The 22,993-nt window shown below is 69.7% G+C and carries 20 protein-coding genes; 6 read left to right on the forward strand and 14 right to left on the reverse strand.

The window, feature by feature from the left end; genetic code table 11:
- Positions 1 to 8: 8 nt before the first annotated feature.
- From HNQ05_RS09915 to wecB, 4 genes are all read left to right on the forward strand, one after another.
- A complete protein-coding gene (locus HNQ05_RS09915) occupies positions 9 to 860 on the forward strand; it encodes an aminoglycoside phosphotransferase family protein (protein ID WP_246104096.1) in 852 nt (283 codons plus the stop codon).
- 10 nt (positions 861 to 870) lie between these two features.
- On the forward strand, positions 871 to 1,497 hold the full coding sequence (gene upp, locus HNQ05_RS09920; protein ID WP_147146409.1) for a uracil phosphoribosyltransferase: 627 nt from the start codon (positions 871 to 873) through the stop codon (positions 1,495 to 1,497).
- 67 nt (positions 1,498 to 1,564) lie between these two features.
- Positions 1,565 to 2,662 (forward strand): MraY family glycosyltransferase, encoded by a 1,098-nt coding sequence (locus HNQ05_RS09925; protein ID WP_147146407.1) that lies wholly within the window; start codon positions 1,565 to 1,567, stop codon positions 2,660 to 2,662.
- Positions 2,659 to 3,804, forward strand: coding sequence for a non-hydrolyzing UDP-N-acetylglucosamine 2-epimerase (gene wecB / locus HNQ05_RS09930; protein WP_147146405.1), 1,146 nt, complete (start codon positions 2,659 to 2,661; stop codon positions 3,802 to 3,804). Before HNQ05_RS09925 ends, wecB begins: the two co-directional genes overlap by 4 nt.
- Here the strand turns inward: wecB and HNQ05_RS09935 are convergent.
- Genes HNQ05_RS09935 through HNQ05_RS09945 form a run of 3 tightly spaced genes read right to left on the reverse strand, consistent with a single transcriptional unit; the run spans position 3,773 to position 6,753 of the window.
- The gene (locus tag HNQ05_RS09935; RefSeq protein WP_147146403.1) at positions 3,773 to 4,750 is read right to left on the reverse strand and encodes a fumarylacetoacetate hydrolase family protein; all 978 of its coding nucleotides are present in this window, start codon (positions 4,748 to 4,750) and stop codon (positions 3,773 to 3,775) included. The genes wecB and HNQ05_RS09935 overlap by 32 nt on opposite strands.
- Positions 4,751 to 4,760: 10 nt before the next feature.
- The gene (locus tag HNQ05_RS09940) at positions 4,761 to 5,522 is read right to left on the reverse strand and encodes a cyclase family protein (protein ID WP_147146402.1); all 762 of its coding nucleotides are present in this window, start codon (positions 5,520 to 5,522) and stop codon (positions 4,761 to 4,763) included.
- Between the two features lie 31 nt (positions 5,523 to 5,553).
- Entirely contained in the window at positions 5,554 to 6,753 is a 1,200-nt protein-coding gene (locus HNQ05_RS09945) for an MFS transporter (protein ID WP_147146400.1), read from the reverse strand.
- 104 nt (positions 6,754 to 6,857) lie between these two features.
- On the opposite strand from HNQ05_RS09945, the gene HNQ05_RS09950 reads away from it, so the two are divergent.
- The gene (locus HNQ05_RS09950) at positions 6,858 to 8,741 is read left to right on the forward strand and encodes a M12 family metallopeptidase (RefSeq protein WP_147146397.1); all 1,884 of its coding nucleotides are present in this window, start codon (positions 6,858 to 6,860) and stop codon (positions 8,739 to 8,741) included.
- Between the two features lie 60 nt (positions 8,742 to 8,801).
- Here the strand turns inward: HNQ05_RS09950 and HNQ05_RS09955 are convergent, their stop codons facing one another.
- The 3 genes from HNQ05_RS09955 to HNQ05_RS09965 are packed head-to-tail and all read right to left on the reverse strand — an operon-like array spanning position 8,802 to position 12,277.
- Positions 8,802 to 10,808, reverse strand: coding sequence for a TRAP transporter permease (locus tag HNQ05_RS09955; protein WP_147146395.1), 2,007 nt, complete (start codon positions 10,806 to 10,808; stop codon positions 8,802 to 8,804).
- Positions 10,801 to 11,295 carry a DUF1850 domain-containing protein gene (locus HNQ05_RS09960; protein WP_147146394.1) on the reverse strand — a complete coding sequence of 165 codons (495 nt, stop codon included), beginning with the start codon at positions 11,293 to 11,295 and terminating at the stop codon, positions 10,801 to 10,803. The genes HNQ05_RS09955 and HNQ05_RS09960 overlap by 8 nt, the downstream gene beginning before the upstream one ends.
- Positions 11,296 to 11,305: 10 nt before the next feature.
- Positions 11,306 to 12,277: a TAXI family TRAP transporter solute-binding subunit gene (locus HNQ05_RS09965; protein WP_147146392.1), complete on the reverse strand. Its 972-nt coding sequence runs from the start codon at positions 12,275 to 12,277 to the stop codon at positions 11,306 to 11,308.
- A 148-nt stretch (positions 12,278 to 12,425) separates the two neighbouring features.
- On the opposite strand from HNQ05_RS09965, the gene HNQ05_RS09970 reads away from it, so the two are divergent.
- Positions 12,426 to 13,586 carry an acyl-CoA dehydrogenase family protein gene (locus tag HNQ05_RS09970; RefSeq protein ID WP_147146389.1) on the forward strand — a complete coding sequence of 387 codons (1,161 nt, stop codon included), beginning with the start codon at positions 12,426 to 12,428 and terminating at the stop codon, positions 13,584 to 13,586.
- A gap of 55 nt (positions 13,587 to 13,641) precedes the next feature.
- Here HNQ05_RS09970 and HNQ05_RS09975 read toward each other — a convergent pair whose 3' ends face one another.
- Genes HNQ05_RS09975 through HNQ05_RS10010 form a run of 8 tightly spaced genes read right to left on the reverse strand, consistent with a single transcriptional unit; the run spans position 13,642 to position 22,991 of the window.
- Complete coding sequence (locus tag HNQ05_RS09975; RefSeq protein ID WP_147146387.1) at positions 13,642 to 15,000, reverse strand: NADH-quinone oxidoreductase subunit N; 1,359 nt, start codon at positions 14,998 to 15,000, stop codon at positions 13,642 to 13,644.
- Positions 14,997 to 16,415, reverse strand: a complete 1,419-nt coding sequence (locus tag HNQ05_RS09980) for a complex I subunit 4 family protein (protein ID WP_147146385.1) — start codon at positions 16,413 to 16,415, stop codon at positions 14,997 to 14,999. Before HNQ05_RS09980 ends, HNQ05_RS09975 begins: the two co-directional genes overlap by 4 nt.
- Positions 16,412 to 18,238, reverse strand: a complete 1,827-nt coding sequence (nuoL, locus tag HNQ05_RS09985; RefSeq protein WP_147146383.1) for an NADH-quinone oxidoreductase subunit L — start codon at positions 18,236 to 18,238, stop codon at positions 16,412 to 16,414. Before nuoL ends, HNQ05_RS09980 begins: the two co-directional genes overlap by 4 nt.
- A gap of 2 nt (positions 18,239 to 18,240) precedes the next feature.
- The gene (nuoK, locus tag HNQ05_RS09990; protein WP_147146381.1) at positions 18,241 to 18,534 is read right to left on the reverse strand and encodes an NADH-quinone oxidoreductase subunit NuoK; all 294 of its coding nucleotides are present in this window, start codon (positions 18,532 to 18,534) and stop codon (positions 18,241 to 18,243) included.
- The gene (locus tag HNQ05_RS09995) at positions 18,531 to 19,088 is read right to left on the reverse strand and encodes an NADH-quinone oxidoreductase subunit J family protein (RefSeq protein WP_147146379.1); all 558 of its coding nucleotides are present in this window, start codon (positions 19,086 to 19,088) and stop codon (positions 18,531 to 18,533) included. The genes nuoK and HNQ05_RS09995 overlap by 4 nt, the downstream gene beginning before the upstream one ends.
- A complete protein-coding gene (nuoI, locus tag HNQ05_RS10000) occupies positions 19,085 to 19,615 on the reverse strand; it encodes an NADH-quinone oxidoreductase subunit NuoI (protein ID WP_147146377.1) in 531 nt (176 codons plus the stop codon). Before nuoI ends, HNQ05_RS09995 begins: the two co-directional genes overlap by 4 nt.
- On the reverse strand, positions 19,612 to 20,604 hold the full coding sequence (locus HNQ05_RS10005; RefSeq protein ID WP_147146375.1) for a complex I subunit 1/NuoH family protein: 993 nt from the start codon (positions 20,602 to 20,604) through the stop codon (positions 19,612 to 19,614). The genes nuoI and HNQ05_RS10005 overlap by 4 nt, the downstream gene beginning before the upstream one ends.
- A complete protein-coding gene (locus HNQ05_RS10010; RefSeq protein ID WP_147146374.1) occupies positions 20,601 to 22,991 on the reverse strand; it encodes a molybdopterin-dependent oxidoreductase in 2,391 nt (796 codons plus the stop codon). The genes HNQ05_RS10005 and HNQ05_RS10010 overlap by 4 nt, the downstream gene beginning before the upstream one ends.
- Positions 22,992 to 22,993: the final 2 nt, after the last annotated feature.

Raw genomic sequence — 22,993 nt, forward strand, 5'->3', positions numbered from 1 at the left:
ATGGTCGGGTGGCCACCTTGAACGTGCCGGGCAACGTCGTGAAGCGCCTCGAAGCGGCCCTGGGCACCCCCCTGCACCCGGCGGCGGAGGGTCAGGAGGCCCGCGTCTTCTTCACCGACGGGCGCGTGATCAAGATCTACGGCCCCCACGAGCGCCACCTGCCCCGGCTGGAGGCGCGCAACCTGGCGCGCGCCGGGCTGGGCGCGTGGGTGGAAGCCGTCTGGGGCGACCACCGGCTCGAGGGGTACGCCGCGCTGGTGCTCAGGCGCTTCCCCGGCCGCCCCTTCGAGCCCGGGCGCTTCGGACCGCGGGCGCTGGCCCAGCTCGCGGGCTTCCTGCTGCGGCTGCACCGGCTGCCCGAACCCGGCCTCACCCGGCTCGAGCCCATCCAGGCGCGCTGGCGGCGCTTCCGCAAGGCCCTCGCCGACCTGCCCGCGGCGGTGGAGGCGCTGGAGGCGCTGAAGCCCCGGCTGCCGCGGCTCGCCGGCGTGCCGCGCGTCTTCGCCCACAACGACCTCTGGGCCGGCAACGTCCTCGTCGCCCCTGACGGCGCGGTGCTGGTGGTGGACTGGAGCCGCGCCGGCGGCGAGGACCCCGCACGCGACCTCGCCATCCTGACGACCGGCAGCCTGGGGTTGCTGCCGCACGAACGCTGCCTCGAGACCCTGCGCAAGATCGTCCGCTGCTACCCCGACCCGGGAGGCGTCTGGGGTCGGCTTAGAATCTGGATTCCGCTGACCCTGCTGCACGACCTGCACTGGTTCCGCGAGAAGGAGCCCGCAGGCTTCGAAGCGGCCCTGGCCGACAAGCTGCCGCGCATCGAGCGCGCCTTGCACGCGTTTCCGGCCACCCCGTGGTAGCTTGGGATAGATGAAGGTAACCACGGTCGACCACCCCCTGGTGCAGCACAAGCTGGCCCTCATCCGCGACAAGAACACCGGCAGCAAGGACTTCCGCGAGCTCATGGCGGAGGTCAGCATGCTCATGGCCTACGAGGCCACCCGCGACCTCGAGCTCGAAGAAACCGTCGTGGAAACGCCCGTGGCCCCGGCCCGGGTCAAGGTGCTGGCCGGCAAGAAGCTGGCCCTGGTGGCCATCCTGCGCGCGGGGCTGGTGATGGTGGACGGCATCCTGCGCCTCATCCCCGCGGCGCGCGTGGGCCACATCGGGCTCTACCGCGACCCGGAGACGCTCGAGCCCACCCAGTACTACGCCAAGCTGCCGCTCGACATCGCCGAGCGCCGCATCTTCCTCACCGACCCCATGCTCGCCACCGGCGGCTCGGCGGTGCAGGCCCTCGACGTTCTCAAGGAGAAGGGGGCGACCCACATCAAGCTGATGAGCATCATCGCCGCCCCCGAGGGCATCGAGCGGGTGATGAAGGCCCACCCCGACGTCGACATCTGCGTCGCCGCGGTGGACGAGCGCCTCAACGAAAAGGGCTACATCGTCCCCGGGTTGGGCGACGCCGGCGACCGGATTTATGGAACCAAATAGCCTGTGGCCTGTAGCCTGTAGCTCGTAGAAACCACAAGCCACTCGCCACAGGCCACGAGCCCTGACCATGCCCGACCTCCTCCTCCACTACCTGAACGCTCTGGGGATCGCCGATCCCCTGGGGCGCGGCTGGTGGACCGTTGTGCTTACCTTCGTGGTCGCGGCCGTGGTCACCTGGCGCAGCGTGCCGGGGCTGGTGCGCTTCGCGCTGCGCGTGGGCTGGGCCGATCAGCCGGGCGAGCGCCGCCTCAACACCGCGCCGCTGCCCAACGTCGGCGGCCTGGCGGTCTTCGGCGGGGTGGTCCTCGCCCTTCTCTTCGCGCTGCTGCTGCGCCCCACTGTGCTCGACGACGTGCTGCTGCAGCTGCTCGTCATCCTCTTCGGCGGCTCGCTGATGGTCCTCCTGGGCTTCATCGACGACCAGTACGAGCTGCCCGCCCTCTTCCGCCTCGTCGTGCAGGTAGCCGTGGCGCTGCTGCTCTACGCCGGCGGCGTGCGCATCGACGCCACCTTCGGCTCGCCCGTCGACCCCGCCTTTTCGCTGGGGCTGACCGTGCTCTGGATCGTGGGCATCACCAACGCGGTCAACCTGCTCGACGGGGTGGACGGCCTCGCCGGCGGCGTGAGCCTGATCACCGCGGTCTTCCTGCTCGCCGCCAGCGCCCAGTTCGAAGCGCGCGCCGCGGCCACGCTGCTGCTCGCCGCGGTGGCGGGCGCGGTGCTGGGCTTCTTGCGCCACAACCTCCACCCCAGCCGCATCATCCTGGGTGACGCCGGGGCCTACTTCCTGGGCTACGTGCTCGCGGCCACGGCGATCCTGGGCAACCTCAAGATCAGCACCGTCTGGGCCCTGGTCCCCACCGCGCTCTTCCTGGCCATTCCCATCCTCGACACCACTCAGGTGGTGCTGCGGCGGCTGGCCGTGCGCAAGAACCCGCTGGCCCACCCCGGCAAGGACCACCTGCACCACTGGCTGCTGGCGCGCGGCCTCGACCAGCACCGCGTGGCCGTGGTGCTCTGGGCGCTTACCCTGGCGAGCGGCACCGCGGCCATGCGCGCCCAGGGAATGAGCTGGACCGTCACGCTCACCAGCGCCGCGGGGGCGGCCCTGCTGCTCGCCTTCGCCAGCTGGCGCCGCCGCCGCGCGGCCCGGAGGGGTTCGTGAGAACCGTCACCCTGGCCTTCGGCACCCGCCCCGAAGCCATCAAGATGGCCCCCGTGCACCACGCCCTCGCCGCCCGCGACGATCTGCGGGTGCGGGTGCTGCTCACCGGCCAGCACCGCGAGCAGCTGGAGCAGGCGCTGGCGGTCTTCGGGGTGACGGCCGACCGCGACCTCGAGGCGATGACCGAGCGGCAGGCGCTGCCCGACCTCTTCGCGCGCATCGTGCCCGCGGCGGCGCGGGCCCTCGCCGAGCTCGAAAGCGACTACGTCCTCGTCCACGGCGACACCCTCACCACCTTCGCGGTCGCCTGGGCCGCCTTCTTGGAAGGCGTCCCCGTGGGCCACGTCGAAGCGGGGCTGCGCAGCGGCCGCCTCGACGAACCCTTTCCCGAGGAGGCCAACCGCCGGCTCACCGACATCCTCGCCGACCTCGCCCTCGCCCCCACGCCGGGGGCCGCGGCGAACCTGCGCGCCGAGGGCTTCGACCCCGCGCGCGTCGTCGTCACCGGCCAGACGGGCATCGACGCGGTGCGCTTCGCCGCCGCCCGCGGCCGCCTGCCCGCGGGCCTGCCCCCCGGGCCTTACGTGACGGTGACGCTGCACCGGCGCGAGAACTGGCCGCGGCTCGCGGACCTCGCGGCGGCGCTGGCGCGCACCGCGGGCCGCCACCCGGAATTCACCTTCGTCTACCCGGTGCACAAGAACCCGGTGGTGCGCGAGGCGGTGCGGCCGGCGCTCGCGGGCGTGCCCAACTTCGTGCTGCTCGAGCCCCTGGAGTTCTCGGAGATGGCCGCGCTCCTGGCCGTGAGCGAGCTGATCGTCACCGACTCGGGCGGCCTCCAGGAAGAGGGCGCCGCTCTGGGCGTGCCGGTGGTGGTGGCGCGCAACGTCACCGAGCGCCCCGAGGGGGTGGAGGCGGGCATCCTGCGGCTCGCTGGCAACGAACCCGAAGGCTTCGAACGCACGCTGCGCGAGCTGCTCGCGGACGCGGTCCAAAGGGCCCGCATGGCCGCCGCCCCCAACCCCTACGGCGACGGCCGCGCCGCCGGGCGGGTGGCCGCGGCGGTGGCCTGGCGGTTGGGGCTGGGGCCGCGGCCGGACGACTGGGCGCCTAGCCCGGAGGCCGGCCCAGACGCTGGGTGAGCCGCCCCACGCCGTCGATCTCCACCGTCACCTCCTGACCCGGCTCGGGCCAGCGCCCGCTTTCGAGCGCCGAACAACCCGGGAAGGTTCCCGTGGCCAGCACCGCGCCCGCCTCGAGCGGTTCGCCCATCGAAGCGTAGGCCACGGCCTCGCCCAGATCGAAACGGGGTCCGGCCGCCGAGCCCTCGCAGACGACCTCCCCGTCGAGCCGCACCCGCCCCAATAGCCGCTGCCAGTCGGGCAGCACCTCGTCGGGCGTCACCACCTCGGCGGCGATGCCGGTGGCGAAGTTCTTGGCCTTGACCGGACCGAAGCCCGAGCGCATCTCCGCGGCCTGGACGTCGCGGGCGGAGTGGTCGTTGAGGACGAAGAAGCCGCCGATGGCCGCCAGGGCCTCGTCCGGGTCGGCGTCGCGAAGCGGCCGCGCCAGCACGAAGCCGAGCTCGAGCTCGTAGTCGAGGGCGCGGGTGTAGCCGGGCCAGGGCACCTCGGCCCCTTCGGTGAGGAAGGCGCGGGGGTTGCCCAGGTAGTGGATGGGCCGTTCGTACCAAAGTGCCGAAGGGCGCACCTTGGCGTGGGGACGGCCGCTGATGCGCTCGAAGATCTCCACGAAGCGGTAGGCCCGGGGCAGGAAGCGCTTCAGCCACCCCTTGGTGGCCCCGATCGCGTGGGCCTCGTAGAGCATGAAGTCGCGGAAACTCGTCGGTTCGAAGGGCAGCAAAGCCTCGTCGCGCGCCGGTTCCGGAGGACGGCCCTCGGCGTGGGCGCGCTCCAGCCGTTCCAGGGCGCGCGCCCGCACCGCCTCGCCCCCGGCGAGGAAGGCGAGCAGGTCGCGCGCCGCCGCCCCCAGCTCGGCCTCGAACGGCGCGAGCGGGTACCACTGGCCCCCGTGCCAGGCGGCGACGCTGGCCTCGCCGTCTTCGAGCCGCAGACGCTTCAGCCTCACCGTCCACCTCCTAGTCCAGGATGGCCACGACCCGCGCGGGCCCGGCGCTGGCGCCTTCGATCTTGAGCGGGAAGGCGGCCACCTTGAAACCGAAGGGGGGCAGCCGGTCCAGCCCCACGAGCCGCTCGATCTGGGCGTAGGGCAGGTCGGCTTGGTGCGCCGCCCAGAAGACGCCGGGGCGCTTTTCCCGAAGCGCCGCCTCCGCCTGCAGATCCAAGGGCGCGTCCCAGCTCCAGGCGTCGATGCCCATCACCCGCACGCCCCGGTCGAAGAGCCAGCGGGTGGCCTCGGGGCTCACCCCGGGCCCCATCAGGAAGTAGTCGGGATGAGCGTAGTAGGCGTCCATACCGGTGCGCACCAGCACGATGTCGAGGGGCTTGAGGGTGTAGCCGATGCGCCCCAGCTCCGCCTCCAGGTCGGCCACCTCGACCACCTGGCCGCGTTCGCGGCCCGTCATGTCGAGCACCACGCCGTCCGCGAAGAACCACTCGAGCGGCAGCTGGTCCACCGTGGCGGCGGGCTCGCCGCCGATGCGGCGGTTGTAGTGGTAGGGGGCGTCCACGTGGGTGGTGTCGTGGGTGCCGAGCCGGGTGATCGTCTCGACGGCCCAGCCCTCGCCCTCGCGCAGCAGCTCGGGCGGAACGCCGAAAAGGGCCTGGATCTGGCGGGCGCCGGCTTCGTGGTCTGCGTAGGCGATCTCGGTCTTGAAGAACTCGGGGGTACCTTCGGGGCTGTTCGCGATCGTCGCGGACAAATCGATGAACCGTGGCATGTCTCCCTCCCCAAGCGGGTTTGAGGGCAGCCTACCACGAAGTGCGGGGCCGGCGCGCCGCCCAGATTCGCACCCCGGCCCAGCCCGCGAAGGCCAAGAGCCCCAGGACCCCCGCGGCCGCACGGCCGCCCAGCACGTCCATCAGCCAGCCCGTGAGGTACGAGCCGGGGGGCCCGGAACCGAGCAGCGCCAGCATGTAGATGGAGATCACCCGGCCCCGCAGGTCGTCGGGCACCGCGGTCTGGATGAGGGTGTTGGTGCCGACGAGGGTGAGCACCATCCCCAAACCCGCAAGCCCCATCACCGCGGCCACCGCCCAGGGGCCGAGCGGCAGGAAGAGCAGCAGGTGGGCGGTCACCAGCACACCCACCCCGTAGTCGATGCGCCGGGGATTGAAACCCCGCGCCAGCGCCTGGCCCACCGCCCCCACGAGGGCGCCCGCCCCCATGGCGCTCATGATGCCGCCGTAGCCCTCGGCCCCCAGGCCCAGCACCAGGCGCGCGTAGGCCGGCACCAGGGTCTGGAAGTTGATGGCGAAGGTGCCCACCCAGAAGATCAGCACGATCGCCGAGAGCACCTCCGGGGTGCGGCGCACGTAGGCAAGGCCCGCGGCCAGCTGCGCCAGCGGGTTGCCCCGCGCCCCCGCCGCGGCCAGCCCCACCGGCACCACGCTGAGGAAGACGAGCATGGGAAAGAACGAAAGGCCGTTGATCAGGAACGCCCAGCCCATCCCCAGCCGCGCGATCAGGAGGCCGGCGATCGCCGGGCCCGCCAGCCGCGCTACGTTGAAGCTGAACGAGTTGAGGGCGATCGCCCCGGGGTAGCGGTCGCGGGTCGCCAGCTCCACCGTGAAGGCCTGACGCGTGGGCAGGTCGAAGACGTTGGCCAGGCCGTAAAGCGTCGCAAAGACGAGCACCCAGCCGTAGGTGATCGCGCCAGCGAACAGCAGCCCCGCCATCGCCAGCGCCAGCGCCGCCATGCTGCCCTGGGTGATGCGCAGCAGGGTGCGGCGCGGCCAGCGGTCGGCCAGCACCCCCGCGGGCAGACTGAAGAGCAGCGAGGGGGCGAACTGCAAGGCCACGACCAGGCCCAGCCGCTCGGCTGAGCCGGTGAGCTCGATCACCAACCAGGCCTGCGCGGCCGACTGCATCCAGGTGCCCAGCTGGCTGACAAAAAGGCTGATCCAGTAGTTGCGGTAGTGGGGATCGCGAAGCAGCTCGAGCGCCGGCACGCCTTCAGCCTACCGCAAGACTGACCGTTCGGTCATTTTTCCCCGCCCATCTGCAACGCCGCCGTAACGCCCCTACGTCTACCCTGACCCTGGAGGTAACTACAGTGAAGAAATCGCTAAGCGCCCTTGCCCTGTTCTCCGCCTTGGTGCTCGGGCTGATGGCCTGCTCCACGCCACCGCCCGCCAACCAGGGCCCTGGTCAACCGTACACGACCGAGGAATACAAGCCGGGGGTGCCCGGCACCGTCCAGACCATCCGGCTTTCCGACGGCTCTTCGTTCGAGGCGCTGGTCAAGGACGGCAAGGTCATCCTTGAAGGCGACATTGTCCTGGGCACGGTGGATGAGGTGTCCTCCATGGCGCAAGCCGGCGTAAGCCCCCTCAGCAACAGTTGCGAATACGCCCGCTGGTGGTGCGACGAATGGCCCCGCAAAATCGTCTACTACGAAGTTGCGGACCCCGAGCGGGCCACGGTGGGGTCGGAGACCCTTGAGAGCATCGTAGCCCAAGCCATCGAGGAAATCGAAGCGCGGACCAATCTGCTCTTCGTGCGCGACCCCACAAAGGCGCGGCGTATCGTCTACCACTCAGGCGGAAAGAATGAGGGCTGCCACTCGACCATCGGAACCAACCGAAACGGGTCACCGCAGGAAAAAGCCCACGTTTGGCTGGAGGCACCCACGGGAGGTGGGCATTGTTACACGAAGGGCATCGCCGTTCACGAAACGATGCACGCGCTCGGCTTCTACCACGAACAGACCCGCGACGACCGAGGCGGCTACGTGCGTATCCTCTGGGACAACATTCAATCCGGCAAGAAACACAACTTTGAAAACCCCGACGGCTGGTTCCTCAACCGCGGTGTCGATGTCGGCCCCTACGATTTCGATTCCATCATGCATTACGGTTGTACGGACTTCGCTAAGCGCAGCGGTCTGAATACCCTGGAACCTATGGTCGCGGGGATCACCTGCGAGAACAACGGCAAGGGACGGCCCATCGGCCAGCGCTCGGGAATGAGCGACGGTGACGTCCTCGGTGTTCTCACCGTCTACCAGCCGCTACTCGAAATCACCGCACCCTCGTCAAGGGCAAGGAATCAGCCGCTCAGCTTCGAACTAAACGGCGAGTACGATCGCGACACCACCGCCGTGGAACCCTACACCCGCTGGTACGTGGACGGCGCCGAGGTGGCGAGCGCGGCCACCACGGGCTCGCTCAGCACCTGGGAGTACGCCACCGGCCCGCACACCTTGGAGGCGGTGGTCGAGATCAACGGCGTCGAGCTCGACCGCCTGAGCCACACCTTCACCCTGAGCAACGTGGACCCGGTCGTCGAAATTACCCAGCCCCTGAGCAGCGGTCCCTACTGTCAGAACGAGACGATCACCCTCAGGGCGCTGGCGAGCGACGTCGACACCGCTCCCTACTTCGAAAGCGGCAACGTCAGCGACCGGGTGGACTGGATCTACGACCCCGATCCTAGCGATATCTATCTGGGGTGGACGTTCGCTAACGACACCCCCTCAACCAGCTACACCCTTAGCGATACCGGCACCGTGCGCTTCATCGCCCTGGTGGACGACGCCGACGGCGCCCAGGCCAGCGATTACGTCGACGTCGTCGTCGATCCCTGCACCAACACCCCGCCCACGGTGACGATCACCAACCCGAGCGGCGACCTGAACGTCTGGGTCGACGCCAGCGACGCCAACGGCTGGTACTACAGCATCACCCTGCAGGGCACGGCCAGCGACGCCGAGGACGGCCCCCTCACCGGAAGCTGGTACACCGACCGCGGCGACGTCCAGCCGGGCGGCCCGGCGAGCGGCGAGCAGCTTTTGGGCAACGGCAATACGCTCCCGGTTAAGCTCTATGCCAAGGCCGGTGAGGCCGTGACCGAGCACGTCATCAGCTTCCGGGTCACCGACTCGGACGGCAACACCCGCACGGTCACGGTGACGATCACGGTCAACCAGCTCATCTGAACCCGCAGCCGACCGCCCCCGGCCATGCGGGGGCCGGGGGCGGTATCCCGTTGCCCGTCTTCAGGCCTTCCGTCGCCCCAGCGCCACCGCGAGGGCCAGCAGCGCAAAACCCGCCAGGTTCACCTCGAAGAGCGGCCAGAAGAGGCCCACGCCCGCGGCGGCCAGCAGCAGACGTTCGTATGGGAGCGCCGCGCGGAACATGTACCCCTCCAGCGCCGCGGCGAAGGCCCAGAGCCCCAGGAGGCCCCGCACCAGGTCGAAAACGATCTCGCCGGGCGAGCCCGTGAACATGATGCCGGGAGCGTAGACCATGAGGAGCGGAATCAGGTAGAGGCCCTTGGCGAACTTCCACGCCTGCACCCCCGCGCGCATCGCGTCGGTTCCCGCGAGTCCGGAGGCGGCGTAGGCCGCCAGCGCCACCGGCGGGGTCACGTTCGAGTCCTGGCTGTACCAGAAGACGATCAGGTGGGCGATGATCAGTGCCACCCCCAGGTCCTGCAATGCCGGGCCGGCCAGCACGACGAGCACGATGTACGACGCCGTGACCGGCAGGCCCATCCCCAGCACCAGGCTGGCGATCGCCACGAGGAGCAGCGCCAGCAGCAGGTGGCCGCCCGAGGCCGAAACGACGAGGTGGCTGAACTTGAGGCCCACCCCGGTCAGGCCCACGACCCCGACGACGATCCCCGCGGCGGCGGTGGCCACGGAAACCGGAATGGCTGCGTTGGCCCCGGCGATCAGGCCCTCGAGCAACCGTGAAAGGTTGAGTGGGCTGTAGGGGCTGAGGCTGCTCGCGAAGACCATCCCCACCACCAGGTAGAACTGCCAGAGCGCGAAGCCGTGGCTGGGCTGGAATCCGATGTAGAGCAGGTAGCCCATGGCGGCGAGGTGCAGCGCCAAGTGCGTCGAGCGGCCCCCGGCGCTCCCCGGCCGCGGCCGCAGGTTGCTGGCCAGGACGATGGCCAGGACGCCGATGAAGCCTACCTTCATCGCGCTCACGCCCTTGAAGAGGTAGTAGACGAGGATGAAGAGCGGAATCAGGTAGTGCCAGCCCTCGATCAGCACCTTGCGCACCGGCGGCAGCTCGCCGGCCGGGAGGCCCCGCATGCCGCGCTTGGCCGCGATCAGATCGACGAAGAGGTAGACGGTGAGGAAGTAGAGGATCGCGGGGACGATCGAGAGCTTGACGACGGTCAGGTACGGCGTCTGGGTGTACTCGGCGATCAGGAAGGCTCCCGCCCCCATGATCGGCGGCATGATCTGCCCGCCGGTGCTGGCCGCCGCCTCCACGCCCGCGGCCTCTTCGGGCTTGTACCCCAGCTTCTTCATGAGGGGGATCGTGAAGGCGCCGGTGGTGACCACGTTGGCGATGGCCGAACCCGACAAGGACCCCATGAAGGCGCTGGCCACCACGCTGGCCTTCGCCGGCCCTCCGCGGCTCTTGCCGGCGAGGGCGTAGGCCAAGTCGATGAAGAACTTACCGGCGCCGGTGGCTTCGAGGAGCGAGCCGAAGAGGATGAAGATGAAAACGAAGGTCGCGGCCACCCCCAGGGGCACGCCGAAGATGCCCTCGGTGGTCAGGTAGAGTTGCCCCACCAGGCGCTCGGTACCGTAGCCCTTGTGCGCCAGCACGCCGGGCATGTGCGGACCGTAGTAGGCGTAGGCGATGAAAAGGGCGGCGATGATCGTCATGGGCCAGCCGATGGCGCGGCGGGTGGCCTCGAGCACCAGCACGATGGCCACGATGCCCAGGTAGACGTCGCTCGGCTCCCACCAACCGAAGCGGTCGATGATGGCGTCGTAGTTGAAGTAGAGGTAGCCGCCGATCGCGAGGCTGGCCGCGACGAGCACCCCGTCCACCAGCCAGCGCAGCGCCGGGGGCCAGCGCCGACTTACCGGGGTGGAGAGAAAGAGCAGCACCAGGATGAAGGTCAGGTGGATCGAGCGCTGGAAGATCGCGGTCATGGGCGCGTAGCCCGCCGTGTAGATCTGAAAGGCGACGAGCAGCAACGCCACGACCGCCAGGAGGACGCCCAGCACGTTCCTGCGGTTTTCCGGTTCACTCACAGCGCACACCTCGCAACGTGTAGACCCGGGGCAGGGTCAGCACCTCGAAGACCGCCCGCTTGTGCGGGGCGAGGCGGGAGAGGTCGCAGCGCGCGCCGGCCACCACCACCGTATGGTGGATCTCGGGGCTGCCGATGCGCAGGACCATGCCCTCGGCGCGCTCGTGGATGTCGACGATGGCCACGGCGTGGTCGGCCTCGGCCACGGTGCGGCCGCGGCCGCGGATCTCGCCCAGCCCCGCGGCGAACCAGGGGTTGTGGGTCTCCTCGAGCCAGAGCTCGCCGCCTTCGACCCGGAAGACCTCGCGCACGGGAATGGCCGACACCGAGTGCACCCAGTCGAGCTCCACCACGGTCCCCTCCCCTACCGGGAAGAAGAGCGGCCCGACCCCCTCGATGCCGACCTGGAGCACCGTGACCGGCCAGGCCAGCCAGAGGAACAACGACAGGGCCCCCAAGGCGGCGAGCGCGGAGGGGGCCCTTTTCATCGTCGATCGGTTACTTGGCGGGCTTGAGCTGATCGGGAACGGTCAGGCCGATTTCCTCGTAGTACTTGATCGCGCCGGGGTGCAGCGGGATCAGGGTGGCCTTCAGCACGTACTCGGGGCTGATCGTCTTACCCGCGGGGTGGATTTGGCCCAGCTCGTCCACGTGCTCGAAGAGCGCCTTGGTGAGCTGGTAGACGAGCTCGGTGTCCTCGTCAGCGTTCACGAAGAGAACGTTGGGGGTGCCCACGGTCAGGCAGTCGTAGTCGACGCCCTTGTAGGTGCCGGCGGGAATGGTGAACGGCTTGTAGTAGGGGTTCTCCGCCGAAACCTTGGCCTGCTCCTCGGGGGTCATGCAGATGAGGACCATCTGGCGGGTGGTGGCGAGGTCCACCAGCGAACCGGGGCCGAGGCCCACGGACCAGGAGCCGACGTCGATGGTGCCGTCCTTGAGGGCCGACACCTGCTCGGCGAAGGAGAGGCGGAACTCCTTGAAGTCCTTGCCGGGCTTGAAGCCGAGGGTTTCGAGGACGGCCCGGGTCATCACCGCGGTGCCCGAACCGGGGGCGCCGGTGGAAACGCGCTTGCCCTTGATGTCGGCGATCTTCTTGATGCCGGTCTCGGCCACGGTCACGAACTGCCAGGCGTTGGGGTACATGGCCCCGATGGCGAGGATGGGCTGGGGCTTACCCTTGAACTTGCCCTCGCCCTTGTAGGCCTGCACCACCACGCCGCTGGTGCCCAGCGCCGCCTGGGCCTCCCCGCCCGCCACCAGGCGGACGTTCTCGACCGAGGCGCCGGTCACCTCGGCGCTGGCCTCGACGCCCTGGACGTAGTCGGTCCAGATCTGCGCGATGCCGCCGCCCAGGGGGTAGTAAACGCCACCGGTACCGCCGGTGGCGAGCGAGATGCGCTTGACCTGGCCGAAGGCCAGGCCTACGGCTAGCAACAGGGCCAGTACAACGAGTCCACGCGTGAGCTTCATATCCACCTCCCGAGTATCCTGTCCGCCTACATCGTACGTATCTTTATGCGGCTTGTCAAAGCCTCGGTGGGCAGCGTTCGGCGGACGCCGTTCCCTTGTCAGGCGCGGGGGCTCTCCGTATGCTTGGGGCTAGGAAGCGAGGTTCGCGATGCTCGACTACTACCAGGTCATGGAGTTGTTCAGCCCCGAAGAGCGGCAAGTTCAAGCAGCCGCCCGCAAGTTTCTGGACGCCGAGGTCATGCCCCACATCCGCGACTGGTGGGAGCAGGGGACGTTTCCGCGCCACCTGATCCGCGCCTTCGGCGAGATGGGCTTCCTGGGCTCGAACCTACCCGAGGAGTACGGCGCCGCGGGGGTGTCGAACAACGCCTACGGGCTGATCATGTACGAGCTCGAGCGCGTCGACTCGGGCCTGCGCAGCTTCGCCAGCGTCCAGGGCGCCCTGGTGATGTACCCCATCTACGCCTACGGCTCCGAGGAGCAGAAGCGGGAGTACCTGCCCAAGCTGGCCGCGGGCGAGATCGTGGGGGCCTTCGGCCTCACCGAGCCCGACGGCGGCTCCGACCCCGGCGGCAACATGAAGACCAAGGCCGTGAAGGACGGTGACCACTACGTCCTGAACGGCACCAAGATGTGGATCACCAACGGCTCCATCGCCCAGATCGCCATCGTCTGGGCCAAGGACGAGGAGGGCAGGATCCTGGGCTTCATCGTGCCCACCGACACCCCGGGCTTCTCGGCGCCGGAGATCCACCACAAGATGAGCCTGCGCGCCAGCGTGACCAGCGAGCTGGTGCTCGAGGACGTGCGCGTCCACAAAGACCAGTTGCTTCCGGGGTCGGGCAGCCTGCGGGCACCGCTCTCCTGCCTCACCCAGGCCCGCTACGGCATCGCCTGGGGGGCGCTGGGCGCGCTCGAGGCCGTCTACACCGAGGCGCTCGAGTTCGCGAAGAGCCGCATCACCTTCGGCCGCCCCATCGCCGCCCGCCAGCTGATCCAGGACAAGCTGGTCTACATGCTGAGCGAGCACACCAAAGGGCTGCTCCTCGCCTGGAAGCTGGGCAAGATGAAGGACGCGGGCACCCTCAAGCACACCCACGTCTCCCTGGCCAAGCGCAACAACGTCCGCGTCGCCCTCGAAAGCGCGCGTCTGGCGCGCGAGATCCTGGGCGCGAACGGGATCACCGTCGAGTACCACGCCATCCGCCACATGCTCAACCTGGAGACCGTGGACACCTACGAGGGCACCCACGACATCCACACCTTGATTCTGGGGCGCGACATCACCGGCGAGAACGCCCTCACCTGAGCCCAACCCGAAAGGGCGCGGAGCACGCTCCGCGCCCTTGCCTTTTTCGTGCGGCCTAGCGGACCAGGGCGTTCGCCGCCGTAAAGAGGCCGAAACCCAGCCCCGGCAGCACGCCCAGCAGCACGACGAGCAGCGTCGCCAGCGCGATCCCCACCGGCGTGGAGCCGGAAAGAACGATCTTCTCGACCTTCGCAGCCTTCGCAAACAGCGCCGCGCCCAGCAGCTTGAGGTAGTAGTAGGCGGCGATCACCGCAGCGAAGAGCGCCAGGGCCACGAGCAGGTACTGCCCGCCGCGCGCCGCTTCGAGGAAGACCAGGTACTTGCCCCAGAAGCCCACAAGAGGCGGAAGACCCGCCAGCGAAAAGAGGGCGACGGTCCAACCCAGGCCGAGCAGCGGTGAACGGCTCCAAAGCCCCGCCAGCTCCCCGAGCCGCACGCCCTTGCCCTCGTCGAGCTGCGTCAGCACCGCGAAGGCGAGCCCGGTCGAAAGCGCGTAGGCGAGCAGGTAGTAGCCCATCGCCGGCGCCGGGTCGGGGCCGAAGAGGGCGATGGCGATGTAGCCCGCGTGGGCCACCGAGGAGTAGGCGAGCATCCGCTTGGCCTCGCCCTGCACCATCGCGGTGAGGTTGCCCCAGAAGACGGTGAGCAGCACCAGCGCCGCCAGCGCGTAGAAGACGGGGCCTTCGAGCCCCACCGCGGCCAGCACCCGGGCGAAGGCGGCGAAGGCCGCCGCCTTGACCGCGGTCGCCATGAAGAGGGTGACCGGCGAAGGGCTGCCCTGGTAGACGTCCGGCGTCCACCAGTGGAAGGGGACGAGCGCGGTCTTGAAGGCCAGGCCCGCGAGCAGCAGCATGACCGCGGCGGCGTAGACCGGCCCCGAGCCCCCGGCGCCCAGCACGAAGCCGCCGGTGGCGCCGAAGTAGAGGGCGATGCCGTAGAGGAAGACGGCCGCGGCCACCGCCCCCAGCAGGAAGTACTTGAGGCTGGCCTCGTAGCTCAGCGCGTCGCGGCGGCTCGCCGCCAGCGCGTAGAGCGGGATCGAGAGCAGCTCGAGCCCCACCACGATCACGCCCAGGTGGGCGGTGCTGGCCATCACGTGGCCGCCCAGCACCGCAAAGGCCACGAGCGCGTAGTACTCGAACGGGGGCCAGCCCTTCCGCTGGAAGTAGTCGCAGTCGGCGAGCAGCGCCAGCAGACCGCCCGTGATCATCACCAGGGTGAACCCCTGGGCGAAGGGGTCGAGGACGTAGAGCCCGCCGTAGGCGGAAAAAGGCTCGCCCCAGCGCAGCGCCAGGCTGACGAGCGCGGCCACCAGGCCCAGCAGGGTGAAGACCTTGGCCGTACGCGCGGGGGCGAAGAAGCCCACGAAGGTGGCCGCGAGGGCCGTCAGGAAGAGGATCCAGAGCGTGGTCACCGTCCACCTCCGAGCAGGGCGGCCAGCGCCTCGGCCGCAGGCTGGAGCGCCTGGGTGAAGAGCTTGGGGTAGACGCCCATGAAGACGATCACCAGCGTAGCCAGCGTGCCCCACTGCCACTCGAAGGCGTCCAGGTCGTCCGCGGGCTTGTCGGGAGCGCTGTGGAAGATCTGCTGGTAGGCGCCCAGCGCGTACGCGGCCGCGGCGATGACGGCCAGGAAGCCGACGAAGGTCCAGACGGGGCTGGTCTGCCAGGCGCCCAGCAGGTTCATGAACTCGCCCGGGAAGCCCGAGAGCCCCGGGAGGCCCACCATGGCCAGCACCAGGATCAGCCCCAGCGCCGCCAGCGCCGGCGCCGACTTGGCCAGGCCCGAAGTGGGCCTGAGGTCAAGGGTGCCGAAGCGGCGGTGCAGGCTGCCGGCGAAGAGGAAGAGCGCCCCGGTGTAGACCGCGGAGGCCGCCAGCAGGAAGATCGCCCCCAGCGCCCCCTCCGGGGTGCCGCTGAAGAGGCCCAGCGCCCCCACGCCCATGTGCGAGAGCGCGCCGTAGGCCAAAAGCCGCTTCCAGTCGGTCTGGGCGTAGGCGGTCCAGGCCGCCCCCAACGCCGTCAGCGCCGCCAGCGCCAGCAGCCAGGGCTGGAAGGCGGCGAAGGCCTCGGGGAAGAGCGGCAACGCCCAGCGGAAGAACCCGAAGAGGCCCACCTTGTAGAGCGTGCCCATCACGTCGGCCAGCCCCGAGGGGTGGTTCTCGGCGTGGAAGTCGGGCAGCCAGACGTGCAGCGGGAAGAGCGGCGTCTTGACCATGAAGGCGATCAGGAAGGCCGCGAAGGCCCACGTTCCGGCGGCGCCCGCGAGCGGATGGGCCACCAGGTCGGCCTGCAGGAAGCTGGGCGCACCGCCCAGGTAGCGCACGGCCAGGATGCCCGCGAGCATCAGCAGGCTGCCCACCAGGGTGAAGATCGCGAACTTGACCAGCGCCCGCACCCGTCCGCTGCCGCCGAAGAGGCCGAGCATGAGCAGGCTGGGAATCAGGGTCGCTTCGAAGAAGACGTAGAAGAGCACCAGGTCGCGCGCGGCCAGGATGCCCAGCAGCCCCGACTCCATGAGCAGGGCCAGCCCCACCATCGCCGGCGGCACGTCGTGGGCCGCCAGCAGGGCGATAAAGGTCGTGATCACGACCGCGAGCATCAACACCGCGCCCACGCCGTCCCAGGCCACGGCGTAGTAGACGCCGGCCTCGGCCAGCAGCGGCACCTGGTAGGCCCCGCTCGAGCCGTCCAGGAAGGCGCCGAAGCTCACCAGGCCCAGCACCAGCGCGGCCGCCGCCCCAAGGAGTCCCAGCCCCCGGGCCTGGCCCGGCCGCAGCAGCACCAGCAGGCCGAAGACCAGCGGGAGGAAGATCAGCACGTGGATCATCGCAGCACCCCCCAGACCAGCACGGCCACCAGGCCGAGCACCATGAGCGCACCGTAGGCGCGCACGTAGCCCGTCTGCACCTTGGAGAGGAGGCCGCCCAGCCACGAGCCCGCTCCGGCGGCGGCGATGTAGACGGTGTCGAGGAAGCCGTCAAAAAGCGCGAGCACCAGGGCCAGCTCCTTAAGCGGGTTCACGATCAGTACGTTGTACACCCGGTCCACGTAGAAGGCGTTGGACGACCAGGTCTGGAAGGTGAGGTACCACCCCGGCAGCGCCTGGCGGGTGAAGGCCAGGTAGCCGAGGTAAAGGCCCACCAGCGCGACCACGGCCGAGAGCGCGATCAGCCCCCACTCGAGGCTGAGCGCCATGTGGTGCTTCTCGACGTGGGCCAGCGCCGGGGCCAGGTAGGGTTCCACCAGGTTCCAAAGCGGCTCGGGGAGGGCCAGGAAACCCGCGAAGACCGCGCCCAGCGCCAGCACGTCGTTGGGCACGGTCATCACCGGCGGCGCCTCGTGGGGGTGGCCGCTGCCCTGGTACTCGCCCAGGAAGACGAGCACGTACCAGCGCATCGCGTAGACCGCGGTGAGGAAGGCCACGGCCAGGCCGGCCAGGTAGAAGCCCGTGCCCCCGAAGGGGTAGGTGAGCGTCGCGGTGATGATCGCGTCCTTGGACCAGAACCCGGCGAGCAGCGGGAATCCGGCGAGCGAGAGCGCGCCCGCGAGGCCGTGCAGGTGGGTGCGCGGCAGGTACTTCCTGAGGCCGCCCATCTTGCGCACGTCCTGCTCGCCCCCAAGGGCGTGGATGACCGAGCCCGAGGCCATGAAGAGCAGGGCCTTGTAGAAGGCGTGGGTCATCACGTGGAAGAGCGCGATCCAGTACGCCCCCACCCCCACGGCCAGGAACATGTAGCCCAGCTGGCTGATCGTCGAGTAGGCGACGATCTTCTTGATGTCCCACTGCCCCAGGGCGCTGAGCGCCCCGTAGGCCGCGGTGACGAGCCCGATGACGGCGATGAAGTAGGAGACGTCCTGCAGGTTGGCGTAGAGGAAGGAGCTGCGGGCGATCAGGTAGACGCCGGCGGTGACCATCGTGGCCGCGTGGATCAGGGCGCTGACCGGGGTGGGGCCCGCCATGGCGTCGGGCAACCAGACCATCAGCGGCACCTGGGCGCTCTTGCCCACCGCGCCGACGAAGAGCAGCAGGCCCGCGGTGCCAAGGGCCAGCGGCAGCACCGTGCTGGACTCGATGGCCTCGCGCAGCTCGGCGATCGAGAGGGTGCCGAAGAGGCTGTAGAGCAGCGCCATGCCCAGCAGGAAGCCCAGGTCGCCGATGCGGTTGGTGATGAAGGCCTTGCGGGCGCTGTCGGCGTTCTTCTTCTCGGTGTACCAGAAGCCGATCAGCAGGAAGCTGGCCAGACCCACACCCTCCCAGCCGATGAACATCACCGGGTAGCTGCCGGCGAGGACGAGGGTCATCATCATGGCGATGAAGAAGTTGAGGTAGGCGAAGAAGCGGCTGAACCCGGCGTCGCCGTGCATGTAGCCGATGGCGTAGACGTGGATCAGGAAGCCGATGCCCGTGACCACCAGCCCCATGTAGCCCGAAAGCGGGTCGAGGACGAGGCTGAAGGGGATGCCGGGCAGCCAGTCCTTGACCGCCCACTCGGCGCCCCCGGTCAGCACCCCGTAGAGCACCAGCAGGAAGCTGAGCCCCGTCAGGGCCGAGGCGATCACGCCCGGCGCGGGCTCGCGCAGGTGCTTGCCGAAGAGCCCCAGGAAGACGAAGCCCAGGAGCGGCAGGAGAAGGATGAGTAGGAGCAGCATGGTCACCCCCTAAGCTCCGCGAGGTCGTCCACCGAGGTGGAGCTGCGGGCGCGGAAGACCGCGACGATGATGCCGAGACCCACGGCCACCTCGGCGGCGGCGAGCGCGATGACCACCAGCGCCATCACCTGCCCGTCGAGGTTGCCCGAATTGCGGGCGAAGGCCACGAAGGCCAGGTTGGCGGCGTTGAGCATCAGCTCGATGGACATGAAGATGAGGATCGCCGTACGCCGCGCCAGCACGCCGTAGAGGCCGATGGCGAAGAGCAGGGCGGAAAGCAGCAGGTAGTAGCTCACCGGTCCACCTCCCCGAGTTCCCGCTCCCGCTCGAGCACCTGGAACTTCTTGCGCGCCCCCCGCACCCCCGGCTGCACCAGCACCACCGCAGCCACGGTGGCCGCGAAGAGCAGCACCGCGATGAGCAGCACGACGTAGAGCCAGGGCCCGTAAAGCAGCCGCCCCAGCGGCCCCGGAAGCCCCCCGGCCAGCTTGATCTCGGCGAGCGGGTGGACCGGCCCCACGCCCGAGAAGGCGTAGGCCAGGGCCAGGAAGAAGACGGCGGCGAGCGCCGCGGCGAGCGGCCGCATCCAGGGCATGCGGCCCGTGCCCACGTCGGCCTTGGCGTCGAAGAGCAGCATGATCACGAAGAGGAAGAGGACCATCACCGCGCCGGCGTAGACGATGATCTGGATCCAGCCGAGGAACTGGGCCTCGAGCGCGAAGTAGACGGTGGCCAGCACCAGGAAGTTGCCCACCAGCGCCAACCCCGCGTGCACCGCGTTCTTGAGGGTGACCGCCGCAAGCGCGCTGGCGACCAGCAGCACCCCGGCGATCAGGTCGAAGGCGCTCACTCGTACTTCACCCCCTCCAGCTCGGGCCGTACGTAGGGGACCTCGAAGCCCAGCTTCAGGGGCTTGCCGGTCACCTGGGCCTCGCGCCGCTGCGGCTTGGACCCCACGGTACTGGCGAGCAGGTCCTCCTTGCCGTAGACGAAGTCGGAGTAGACGTAGTCGGCCAGCTCGAACTCGTTGCCCAGCACGATCGCCCCGGTGGGGCAGGCCTCCTCGCAGAGGCCGCAGAAGATGCAGCGCAGCATGTTGATCTCGTAAACCTTGGCGTAGCGCTCCCCCGCCGAGACCGGGTGCTCGGGGTCGTTCTCCGCGGGCTCCACGTAGATGGCGTAAGCGGGGCAGGCCGCCGCGCAAAGGCTGCAGCCGATGCACTTCTCCAGGCCGTCCGGGTGCCGGGTGAGCACGTGCCGGCCGTGGAACCGCGGCTTCAGGGGCACCGGTGCGCTCGGGTAGGGAATGGTCACCGGCTTGGAGAACAGGTGCTTGAGGGTGATCCCCATCGCCTTGGCCAATGCGAACACGCTCATACGGCTCCTCCTTTGCTGGCCACCCAGTAGGCCGTCGCCAGGAACCAGGCGAGCGCCACCGGGAAGAGCACCCCCCAGGCGAAGCGAATCATCACGTCGTACCGGGTGCGGAACCAGCTGGCCCAGATCCACATCACCAGGAAGATGAAGACCAGCCACTTGACGAACAACCACAGGATCGGGACCTCCGGCAGGCCGAAGGGGGCGTGCCATCCGCCCAGGAACAGCGTCGGGATCAGGGCCGAGGCCGTGATCCAGTGCAGCAGCTCGGCCATGTAGAAGGCCACGAACTTCATGCTGTTGTACTCGGTGGAGAAGCCGCCCACCAGCTCCTGCTCGGCTTCGACGAAGTCGAAGGGGGTGCGCCCCATCTCGGCCAGCGCGGCGATGAAGTAGACGATGAAGGCGGGGAACTGCCAGACGATCAGCCAACCGTACCGACCCTGCCAGTCCACGATGTCGCGCAGGCTGAGCGAGCCCACGACGAGCACCGGGCCCAAGAGCGCGACGCCCAGCGCGAGCTCGTAGCCCACCAGCCCCGCCGCCGAGCGCAGGCCGCCCATCAGGCTGTACTTCGACCCGGAAGCCCAGCCGGAGAGGAAGATGCCGTAAACGGCCAGCTCGGCGACCGCGAAGATGTAGAGGATGCCGACGTCCAGGTCGGCGACCCAGGGGTCGAGGCCGAAGAGGCTGCCTTCGGGCCCCAGCGGGATCACCGCGAAGGCGGCGAGCGCGAAGGTGAAGGAGATGACCGGCGCCAGCCAGTAGACGAAGCGGTCGGCCTTGGCCACCGAGATGTCTTCCTTGAAGATGGCCTTGACCGCGTCGGCGATCGGCTGCAGCAGGCCCAGCGGCCCGACCCGGTTGGGACCGAGGCGGACCTGGAAGCGGGCCAGCCCCCGGCGCATGCCCCAGGTGAGGTAGGCGAAGGCGAAGAGCAGGAGCAGGATCAGGACCAGGCCCTTGATCGCGGCGATCAGGTAGATCATGAGGTTTCACCTCCCTGGGGAACCAGGGCCCGGAAGGGAAGCCGGGCCGCCGGCATGCCCGCCGGCAGGAAGAACCAGCCCTTGGGCAGTTCGGGATCGAAGACGAGGCGCGCCCTGAGGGCACCCTGGGGGGTCTCCACCTCGAGCGTCGCCCCCTCGTCGAGCCCCTCGGCCAGGGCGGTTTCGGGGTGCGCGGCCAGCTCGAGCGCGCCCAGCGCCCGCTGCACCGTCGCCCCCAGGCGGTGGCGCGCCTTCCACATGCTGGGCCGCAGGTAGAGGTTGCCCTCCATCGGGGCCGGGCGCGGCGCCAGGCTGACGCGCGGGCGCCAGAGGGTGCCGTAGGGCTCGAGCTTGTCCAGGTCGATCCGGTAGCGCTCGTGGAAGCGCCGGCGCGCCTGGCGCACGAAGCGCACCGGCGCCTGCACCCCCAGCGCGTCGGCGAAGAGGCCCAGCGCCTGCGTCAGCCCCTCGGCTTCGCCGGCGTCGACGTGCGCGGGTTCGAGGCCCACGAGCCGGCTCTCGACGTTGAGCAGGGTGCCGCGCTTCTCGTAAGGCGTCCGGGCGGGCAGCACCACGTCGGCGTAGCGCCGGACCACCTCGCTCATGCGCGCGGCGTGGAAGACGCGGAACTCGGTCATGTCGAGCAGCTTCTGCGGCGGCGCCTCGGCGGCGATGAAGGCCGCGCGCGGCCCCTCGCGGTCGCCCGTGGGCCAGACGCCCATGGCCTCGAGCCCGCGGGCGTTGGCCGCCGGGGTCATGGCGAAGACGCCGGCGCCCTGCGACTTGGCGATCTTCTCGGCCAGCTTCGCGGCCTCGGGGTCCATGAGCACCTCGGCGCCCAGGAAGAGGACCCGCTTCTCCGCGGCCAGCCAGCGCTCGGCGGCGCGCCTCACCGCCGCCGGGTCCACGCCCGCCACCTCGGTAGGCTCGCGCCCCGCCAGCGCCGCGTCGAAGGCGGCGAGGAAGGCGACGGCATGACCGGGCTCGAAGACCCCCTTGGCCTCGGCCCACGTCATGACCCGCGTGGGGTGCGGGGCGAAGGCGCCCAGGAGCCGGGGGTCGGGCGGGGTGTGCTCGCGGATCGAAAGGTCGGCGATCGGGGTGCCGTGGTTGAAACGCGGCGGCATGGGAACCCCGCGCAGCCGCTTGTGGATCCAGACGTGCGCGATGGGCAGCTCCTCGGTGGGGTCGCCCACCACGAGCAGGTAGTCGGCCTCGAGCACGCTCGCGAAGGGCACCGCCGGGAAGTTCGAGGCCGGCACCGCGGTGCGCCCCTCGAAGTCGAGGAAGCCGCTCTCCAGCTGCTTGGCGAGCTCGGACGCGGCCAGCCCCTCCTCGATCGTGGCGTCGCCGGGGAGCACGAGGCCCACGCGCTTCCGCTCGACGCCCTCGAGCCCCTGGCGCATGGCGGCGAGCGCCTCTTCCCAGGTTGCGGGCTCGAGCGAGCCGCCCTTGCGCACCAGCGGCTGGGTGACGCGGTCCATGTCGGCCCACTCATGGCCGAAGCGGGCCGCGTCGGAGATCCAGATGTCGTTGAGCTCGGGGTTCTCGCGCGCGCGGATGCGCTCGATGCGCCCCGAGCGGGCGTCGATCCAGATGAACTGACCCGAGGCGTCGTCGGTGCTCACGCTGGGCGTCTGCTCGAACTCCCAGTTGCGGCCGCGGAAGCGCGCCACCCGGTCGAGCAGCGCCCCCACCGGACAGATGTCGGTGATGTTGCCGCTGAAGTTCGAGGGCAGCCCCTCGTCGGCGGTGCCGATGAAGGTGTGCACCGCCCGCTCGATGAAGTCGAGCACCTGGTCGCCGGGAATCTCCTCGAAGTAGCGCACGCAGCGCTTGCAGTGGATGCAGCGCTCGCGGTCGAGGATGATGAACTCGGAAAGCGGGTGGTGCTTGTCGACGTGGCGCTTGCTGAAGGCGTAGCGGGTGTAGACCGGCTCGCCGCTGGGGTCGGTGTAGAACTTGGCGTCCAGCCCGTACTCGTAAGCGCGGTCCTGCAGGTCGCAGGCGCCGCCCTTGTCGCAGGTGGGGCAGTCGAGCGGGTGGTTGGCGAGCGTCAGCTCCACCATCCCCGACTGGGCGTGCCGCACCTCGTCCGAGAGCGTGTCGATCACCATGCCCTCGCTGACGGCCAGCGTGCAGCTCGCCATCAGCTTGGGGAACCAGAAGATCTTGACCTCCCCCGACTCGTCCTTGATCCACTCGCCATCCGGCCCCTTGCGCGGCGCCCCCGCCTTGACCAGGCACATCCGGCAGGAGCCGGTGGGGCTCAGGTGGCGCTCGGCGCAGAAGAGGGGCACGTCGTAGCCGGCGTGGAAGATCGCGTCCATCGCCGAGGTGCCGGGGGGAACCTCGACGGTGCGGTCGTTGACCTTGACTTTCGGCATGC

This window comes from Oceanithermus desulfurans, from assembly GCF_014201675.1.
GTDB classification, from domain to species: domain Bacteria; phylum Deinococcota; class Deinococci; order Deinococcales; family Marinithermaceae; genus Oceanithermus; species Oceanithermus desulfurans.

Coding starts and splice junctions, on each gene's coding strand:
- HNQ05_RS09970 (WP_147146389.1), top strand. CDS start 12,426: ATGCTCGACTACTACCAGGTCATGGAGTTGTTCAGCCCCGAAGAGCGG.
- HNQ05_RS10010 (WP_147146374.1), bottom strand. CDS start 22,991: ATGCCGAAAGTCAAGGTCAACGACCGCACCGTCGAGGTTCCCCCCGGC.
- nuoI (WP_147146377.1), bottom strand. CDS start 19,615: ATGAGCGTGTTCGCATTGGCCAAGGCGATGGGGATCACCCTCAAGCAC.
- HNQ05_RS10005 (WP_147146375.1), bottom strand. CDS start 20,604: ATGATCTACCTGATCGCCGCGATCAAGGGCCTGGTCCTGATCCTGCTC.
- HNQ05_RS09940 (WP_147146402.1), bottom strand. CDS start 5,522: ATGCCACGGTTCATCGATTTGTCCGCGACGATCGCGAACAGCCCCGAA.
- HNQ05_RS09980 (WP_147146385.1), bottom strand. CDS start 16,415: ATGATCCACGTGCTGATCTTCCTCCCGCTGGTCTTCGGCCTGCTGGTG.
- nuoL (WP_147146383.1), bottom strand. CDS start 18,238: ATGCTGCTCCTACTCATCCTTCTCCTGCCGCTCCTGGGCTTCGTCTTC.
- HNQ05_RS09965 (WP_147146392.1), bottom strand. CDS start 12,277: ATGAAGCTCACGCGTGGACTCGTTGTACTGGCCCTGTTGCTAGCCGTA.
- HNQ05_RS09960 (WP_147146394.1), bottom strand. CDS start 11,295: ATGAAAAGGGCCCCCTCCGCGCTCGCCGCCTTGGGGGCCCTGTCGTTG.
- HNQ05_RS09925 (WP_147146407.1), top strand. CDS start 1,565: ATGCCCGACCTCCTCCTCCACTACCTGAACGCTCTGGGGATCGCCGAT.
- upp (WP_147146409.1), top strand. CDS start 871: ATGAAGGTAACCACGGTCGACCACCCCCTGGTGCAGCACAAGCTGGCC.